This window comes from Paenibacillus lentus, from assembly GCF_042714055.1.
GTDB lineage: Bacteria > Bacillota > Bacilli > Paenibacillales > Paenibacillaceae > Fontibacillus > Fontibacillus lentus_A.
This window is the reverse complement of sequence record NZ_JBHGVC010000028.1, coordinates 1-7008: the sequence shown is the minus strand read 5'-3', so window position 1 is coordinate 7008 and position 7008 is coordinate 1. Positions and strand designations below refer to the sequence as shown.

At 43.2% G+C, this 7008-nt stretch carries 4 protein-coding genes and 1 pseudogene; 1 reads left to right on the top strand and 4 read right to left on the bottom strand.

The window, feature by feature from the left end:
• Positions 1–522 precede the first annotated feature (522 nt).
• Together ACE3MQ_RS27190 and ACE3MQ_RS27185 are read right to left on the bottom strand one after the other, a co-directional pair.
• Positions 523–2790, bottom strand: a complete 2268-nt coding sequence (locus tag ACE3MQ_RS27190) for an ATP-binding cassette domain-containing protein (protein WP_379398749.1) — start codon at positions 2788–2790, stop codon at positions 523–525.
• 29 nt (positions 2791–2819) lie between these two features.
• Positions 2820–3833 carry a tRNA dihydrouridine synthase gene (locus ACE3MQ_RS27185; RefSeq protein WP_379398747.1) on the bottom strand — a complete coding sequence of 338 codons (1014 nt, stop codon included), beginning with the start codon at positions 3831–3833 and terminating at the stop codon, positions 2820–2822.
• A gap of 631 nt (positions 3834–4464) precedes the next feature.
• Between ACE3MQ_RS27185 and nhaC the strand changes: the two genes are divergently transcribed.
• On the top strand, positions 4465–5841 hold the full coding sequence (nhaC, locus tag ACE3MQ_RS27180; protein ID WP_379398751.1) for a Na+/H+ antiporter NhaC: 1377 nt from the start codon (positions 4465–4467) through the stop codon (positions 5839–5841).
• A 262-nt stretch (positions 5842–6103) separates the two neighbouring features.
• On the opposite strand, the gene ACE3MQ_RS27175 is transcribed toward nhaC, so the two are convergent.
• Both ACE3MQ_RS27175 and ACE3MQ_RS27170 read right to left on the bottom strand, forming a co-directional pair.
• A complete protein-coding gene (locus tag ACE3MQ_RS27175) occupies positions 6104–6754 on the bottom strand; it encodes an NAD(P)-dependent oxidoreductase (protein WP_379398745.1) in 651 nt (216 codons plus the stop codon).
• Between the two features lie 32 nt (positions 6755–6786).
• Positions 6787–7008, bottom strand: a pseudogene (locus ACE3MQ_RS27170) (MFS transporter); the annotation flags it as partial.

Here is a 7008-nt window from a genome sequence, read left to right as displayed (position 1 = left end):
AAATGAAGCATTTCGTAAGTTGGCGGATATGGTGCCAAACTCAAATGAATAAGAAGGCGGCGAGATATATGAGCATACATGAATCACCCGGAGGAAAATCGAATTGTTCGTTTGCCTCCGGGTCTATCTTTACCCTTGCAAACACACAAATAAACTCAAGTAGTCTACTTGAGTTTATTCAAATCGGTAAATGTGGCCCTTACTACTTTCTCACTAGCGACACACAGCTCTCCACATGAGTCGTTCGCGGGCACCAATCCCTTTATTATGCTTTCTGTTAGTGTGCCAAGAAGCCACAATAAATAAGACTTTTTAATGACCCTTTATGTTTTATTATCACAGATTATTGGCTTTTAACATCAAAACTCCCGAAATTTACTCCAGTAGTTTCTTGCGGAACGAAGACAGAATTTCAAGAAGTTGCAGGCATTAGTGACGTTGGAGCCATGAGTGCGTCATCCGTTGTTTACAGCAGTCATACGCAGTCTTGGAAAAAATCGCTTATTATTCCAGGATGGCATACTAATTGGAGGTCAGCTTTAACCATTTCGCTGTCCATGTTTCTGCATGCAACATCTCTTCTGGTATGCCTTCGAATATAATATGTCCTCCTTGTTTTCCTCCTCCTGGACCCAGTTCGATTGCCCAGTCGCTCGCCGCTATAAAGTCTAAATTATGTTCGATGATGATCACGGAATTACCTCTGTTTACAAGCGCTTGAAATACGTCTAGGAGTTTTCCATTATCTTTCGTATGCAGTCCTAAGGATGGCTCGTCCAATAGGTAGATTTGGCCTTCTTTTTGCAGGTGGCTGGCAAGTTTTAGACGTTGGATTTCTCCTCCGCTTAGTGAGCTTGTCGTCTGTCCTAAGGTTAGATACCCTAATCCTACGTCTTTTAGCGTATTCACTCTTTTTAAGATCTTTGGCATTCGAAAATAGACCATCGCCTCATCGATCGTTAAATCTAAAATTTCTACAATATTTTTATCTTGATATCGGTATGACAGCGCCTCGTCTGAATATCTCGTACCGGCACATGCTTCACAAGGAATGGTCACCGGATCTGCAAATGCAACGTCTGGCGTGATCACTCCTTTTCCTTCGCAGACAGGACATGCTCCTAAGGAATTAAAGCTGAATAAACCTGCTGGTTGTCCTGTTTCCTTCGAAAATATGGAGCGAATATCATCCATGATTCCCATATAGGTAGCTAGTGTCGAACGGCTAGAAATTCCTATACTACCTTGCCCTACCATGACCGTTTCTGGATAACTTTCCGCGAATGCTTCCAGCATTAAGGAGCTTTTGCCTGATCCAGATACTCCACATATAGCGACCAAGACATTTTTAGGAATGTTCACGCTTATATTTTTTAAGTTATTGTGACTTGCATTTTTTATTGAAAAATAACCTTTTATATCTCTTGGATTTTTGTTTATGTTGAGGCTGTAGTTTAGGATGGTTGCAGCGGGAGAGTTTTGTAGTCCTTCCAATTTTCCTTGATAGACTACTTCTCCTCCATGTACACCTGCTCCTGGCCCCATCTCAATGATTTCATCCGCTGCTTTAATTACGGACAGATCGTGCTCAATGACGATGACAGTATTATGTTGTTCTTTAATACTTTGCAGCATCTGTATTAACATGTCCACTTCTTCTGGATGAAGTCCTGCACTGGGTTCGTCGAATATGTATGTGATATTGTTCAGACTACTCCCTAAATGACGAGCGATTTTTACTCTTTGCGCTTCGCCGCCGGACAGAGTGCCCATTTTTCTTGAAAGGCTCAAATAACCTAATCCCATGTCCACCAGTTGTTGGATCAGTGGAATCGCTTGGAGTGCGATCGATGCTCCCATAGGGCCCTTGATGTTCTTTAGTTCCTCGAGTAATTCTGTAAGCTCTAATTGGTCGTATTCTGCTATATTTAAACCGTTTATTTTACATTCCAACACCTTGGGGTTTAGGCCTGAACCTTGGCAGGTTGGACACAATGCATGTGTGGATACAGCCAAGACGTCATCTTGGGACACTTCTTTTAACTTTGTGACATCTCTATGAATATAAAGTCGGATAAATCTGGGCAATAACCCGTCCCACTCATGGGGTTGAGGCCCGTTCTTCGTGTGAAACGGCGCAAAGACTTTTTCACCTTCCGGGGGACCATATAATAGCAGGCGGAGTTCTTCCTCGGAGTAGTCCTTAATGGGTTTATCCGGATCGAATAATCCGCCGGTCATCATCCATCTGCCTTGCCAACCGGACGGTGATAATGGCTTAAATTTCACGGCATAATCTCGAAGCGACTTATCGTAATCGATCATCTTATTTAAGTCGGGTGTAATGACCTCCCCGAATCCACCACATTGCGGACATCTGCCAAAGGAGCTTTGACTTGAAAAATCACTAGCAGAACCTATGGCCGGCTTTCCTATTCTGGAGAACAAAAGTCTAATCAATGGATGGATATCCATAAAGGTGCCGACGGTTGAGCGGGAATTGCCCCCTATAGGCCTTTGTTCCACAACTACAACCGGGCTTAAGTTTTGCATCAGATCGGCTTGAGGTCTTTCATATCTTGGCATTTGATTTCTGACATAGAGGGGATAGTTCAAGGTCATTTGTCTTCTGCTTTCCGTTGCTAATGTATCAAATACAACAGAGCTCTTGCCTGAGCCTGAAAGACCAGTAAATACGATGATTTTTTCTTTTGGAATGTTTAAATCTACATTTTTTAGATTATTTTCTTTAAGCCCTCTTAAAATGATTTCATCTTTTATTTCTGACATTTTACCATCCCTTCTATGCAGTAATTATTTCACCAATTGTCCTTCTGATCAAAATTAGCTTCCACATTCTTTTCAAAGTTATCGAGCAGTGCACGCACTTCATCCGTTGACTTGGTGCTCATCATTTGATGCCTTAATTCACTAGCCCCGCGGAAGCCTTTAACATATACTTTGAAGAAGCGCTGAAGCCCTGACATGGCACGTGGCAGCTCCTCGATATAATGATCATGAAGATCGAGATGCAGCTTTAGAAGGTCTAGGTATTCTTTCGGGTTATGCTCTTTTGGTTCTTTTTCAAAAGCAAACGGATTGCTGAATATTCCCCGCCCAATCATAATGCCATCTACACCGTATTGCTCCGCAAGCTTTAGCCCTGTTTCACGGTCAGGAATATCTCCGTTAATGGTTAGAAGAGTATTTGGCGCCACTTCATCACGTAATGCTTTAATTTCCGGAATCAGCTCCCAATGCGCATCCACTTGGCTCATTTCCTTCCTTGTTCGCAAATGAATAGAAAGGTTCGCAATATCCTGTTTTAATATATGCGTTAGCCACCCCTGCCACTCGTCGATCTCCTCGTATCCAAGTCTTGTTTTTACACTTACAGGCAATCCTCCCGCTTTTGCGGCTTGGATAATTTCTGCTGCTACATCAGGGCGAAGAATAAGGCCGCTCCCCTTCCCTCTCGATGCCACATTGGGAACAGGGCAGCCCATATTGATATCTATTCCTTTAAACCCCATCTCTGCCATCCCGATACTCATTTGACGGAAATATTCGGGCTTATCTCCCCAAATATGTGCAACCATGGGCTGTTCATCTTCTGTAAACATCAAACGTCCACGCACACTTTTGTGCCCATCGGGGTGACAATAACTTTCCGTGTTTGCAAACTCTGTAAAAAAAACATCAGGTCTGCCTGCTTTGCTCACCACATGGCGAAACACAACATCGGTCACATCTTCCATTGGAGCAAGCACAAAAAAGGGCCGTGGCAGATCACTCCAAAAATTATTTATCAAATCAAACTCAAATCCTTTCATTATATAGAAACGACATCAAACTCTCGTCCATTATTCTTAAGTCAAATGTTCCACATCTTTTACACTTATAACATGCCCCATCACTTATGATCAACCAGAAGTACTCAGGGATATTACAAATTAAAAAAAATAAAAAGTAGCTTATCGGTCCTCGGTAAGCTACTTTTATGCATATGGGTTGGTTTAACTTGTCAATGCAATTTTAATGTGAGCGAAGTGATGCTCTTCATATTTCATGGAATCACCTCTTGTCATTTTGAACATAAGACAAATAACGAGGGTGATTTGTTACAAACCAGTGAGAACAAAGGGCTCATCCTATTAAGGAACACCATTTTAAAGCTAGCTCCTCCATCGCTGAACATGAAACGATTTGAATTTTTATCTCTGGCCTGACCGCCGTCACTTAATAGCTTAATGTATGGCAGAGCATAAGAGCCAAGTTTCTCAGTACAGCTGGGAATTAGGCTTTTTCTTATGGAATGTATTTTTTAACATTGACTCGATCTCAACTTATCGTTTATAGTACCTACGTGCTTCAATGCGAAAAAGCCCAAAAGCATAAAAGTAAAGGACGGATGGGGACACATATCTTCAACCGCTAACCTCATGTATAAGGAGCTCCAGCATGATGGATCGACAGCTTAGTTTTTTACAAAGTATGATTCTTATCGTTTTCATTCTTGCATTTCTGTTTGTTTCGATCTTTATATTCAAGGCAGAGCCTCATATCCCGCTTCTGGGTGCAACGATCGGCACTGCCGCCATATTACACTTATACGGAGTTTCCTGGAGGAAGCTTGAATCCTCTATCATTCAAGGCATACAATCCGCGATTATGCCGATCTTGATTCTTTCGCTTATTGGAATATTAATTGCCGTTTGGATGATGAGTGGAACCGTGCCGACCATACTGTATTATGGACTGGATTATATTGAACCGCATTATTTTGCAGTAAGCGCGTTATATGTCACCATCATTGTATCGATGTTCACCGGCAGCTCGTTCACCACAGTCAGCACGGTCGGTGTCGCCTTGATGGGAATTGCCATGACAACGGGAATTTCACTTCCTCTGGCAGCGGGGGCAATTGTCTCAGGCGCCTGTTTTGGGGATAAAATGTCTCCGCTGTCCGATACGACGAATTTTGCACCTGCAGTGGCCGGCATCTCTTTATTTACACATATTCGTAATATGATGTATACAACGGTGCCCGCGTTAATTATCACAACGATATTATTTCTTCTGATCCCGACAACCGGGTCTATTGATTTGAGCTCTATTCAGTCCATCAAGGAATCATTGCAAAATGGGTTTCATCTTCACTGGTTAACGCTGCTGTCACCCCTTGCGGTCATTGCATGTTCCGCAAAGCGTATACCGATCCTTCCCACATTAATAGCAGGCATTGCTACTGGACTTTTGATAACGGCATTTGTTCAACAGCAAGCCTCGATAGGCAGCTGGTTCAGTGTGATGCAGGGCGGTTACAAGAGTACCATCGTAAATGAGACTGTAGCTGAGATCGTGAACCGAGGCGGCCTGCAATCGATGATGTGGTCGGTGTCCCTGATCCTGATTGCTTTATCATTAGGCGGATTGCTGCAGCACTGTGGAGTCATCGAAGCCTTGTTCCGTAAATGGATTGAGCCGCTAAAACGGCGCAGCAGCATTGTTCTTATGACGGGCGCATCATCGATCGCCGTTAACGGCATGACAGGGGAGCAGTATTTATCTATTCTGCTGCCGGGCCAAATGTTTAAGGATGAGTATACCCGTAGACAAATTCCGGCCAAAACCCTGTCACGAACCTTGGAGGATTGCGGAACACTCGTCAACCCTCTGATTCCATGGGGCGTCAGCGGAGCTTTTTTCGCTGCGACCCTTGGAGTTCCGGTTCTTGAATATGCCCCATTCGCTGCATTCCTATGGTTAAGTCCGATATTCACTTTCGGCTTTGCCTTGATTCCGCAACTACAGAAAAATTCGCTGGGAACAAGTAAGTGATACCAATCCCTTTCTCCCGACTAGGATGCTGGAAATTCAATCGTGACGCAGATAAGTTCCTCGATCAAGTCACTTCCAATAAAACTGCCCCCTGCTGGAGCAGAGTAAAAAGAAAGAGGGTGCTTTAATCACAAGCCCCTCCTTCTTTTTACTGATTTAATTGTCCTTCTGTTCAGGTATTCATTCCCCAATGCCTGATTTAAAGCTCTCTATAGGCTGGCTGCATGAACTCCGGAGTGAATTGATCCACCGGGTTCCGCAACTAATTTGAAATAAGATGTACGCCTGTCCATCGTTCGCTTACTGCTTTACAAACAGCTGTCGCAAAATCCTCATAACTGATACTCCTATTCAAAAACTCACTTTCATCATTTGAAGGTGTCCACCGATTATAATAACCAGTACGAGATCCAGTAGGATTGTATACTGGTGGTGGAATTAAATAAGCCCACGAAGCTGGAGGTAATTCTTCTAGATAATCACGTAGCTCAGCGTGTGCTATGCCTCTAGGCAATGTGCGTTTAGGAAAAGCAGGATCTTGCCAAAATCGCTGGCCATGAAGCGTATGTAAAGATCCGGCACCACCCACCGTGATTATTAAACGCCCCTCCATACTTCCCACGCCTTCTCGAATTCGCTTGTCAAGTGTGATCAATGCCGACCGAGAAATATTCTCCCGGAGTCTAATCGCATTGACAATAATATCAGCCTGAGACGTAGCCTTCCGAAGGCTCAAGATATTGTCTAAATCTACAATCGTAGTGTGGATAGGTCGTTTAATCTTTGGAAGCCTCGAAGAATCGCTTACATCTCGTATAGCTGCTGTCACCTGAACTTGCTCGTTCTCTGATAATTGTTTGAGAATCAAATTTCCTGTGCGTCCAGTCGCTCCTAAAAGTAATAAACGAATCATCGACAATCATCTCCTCAAAGTTGTTATACCGTCTACCGTTTTGTTATAAAAAATGAAATAGCCAACCCCATTCCAAGGATTATCGTTAATGACACAAAAGCAATCAAATAACTTCCTGTATTTAATAACGAAACGGCTATGATCGGGCCAAGACTTGTTCCAATAAACAGGATAAAGGTATATAAAGAAACTGCTGCGCCATGATTTTTTCCGCCAAGTTGACCTACTAAGGAAATCAGGGTAGGTACGGTCAT

Excerpts from the sequence above, each read along its gene's own strand:
- ACE3MQ_RS27190 (WP_379398749.1), bottom strand. The coding sequence starts at position 2,790 with ATGTCAGAAATAAAAGATGAAATCATTTTAAGAGGGCTTAAAGAAAAT.
- ACE3MQ_RS27185 (WP_379398747.1), bottom strand. The coding sequence starts at position 3,833 with ATGAAAGGATTTGAGTTTGATTTGATAAATAATTTTTGGAGTGATCTG.
- ACE3MQ_RS27175 (WP_379398745.1), bottom strand. The coding sequence starts at position 6,754 with ATGATTCGTTTATTACTTTTAGGAGCGACTGGACGCACAGGAAATTTG.
- nhaC (WP_379398751.1), top strand. The coding sequence starts at position 4,465 with ATGGATCGACAGCTTAGTTTTTTACAAAGTATGATTCTTATCGTTTTC.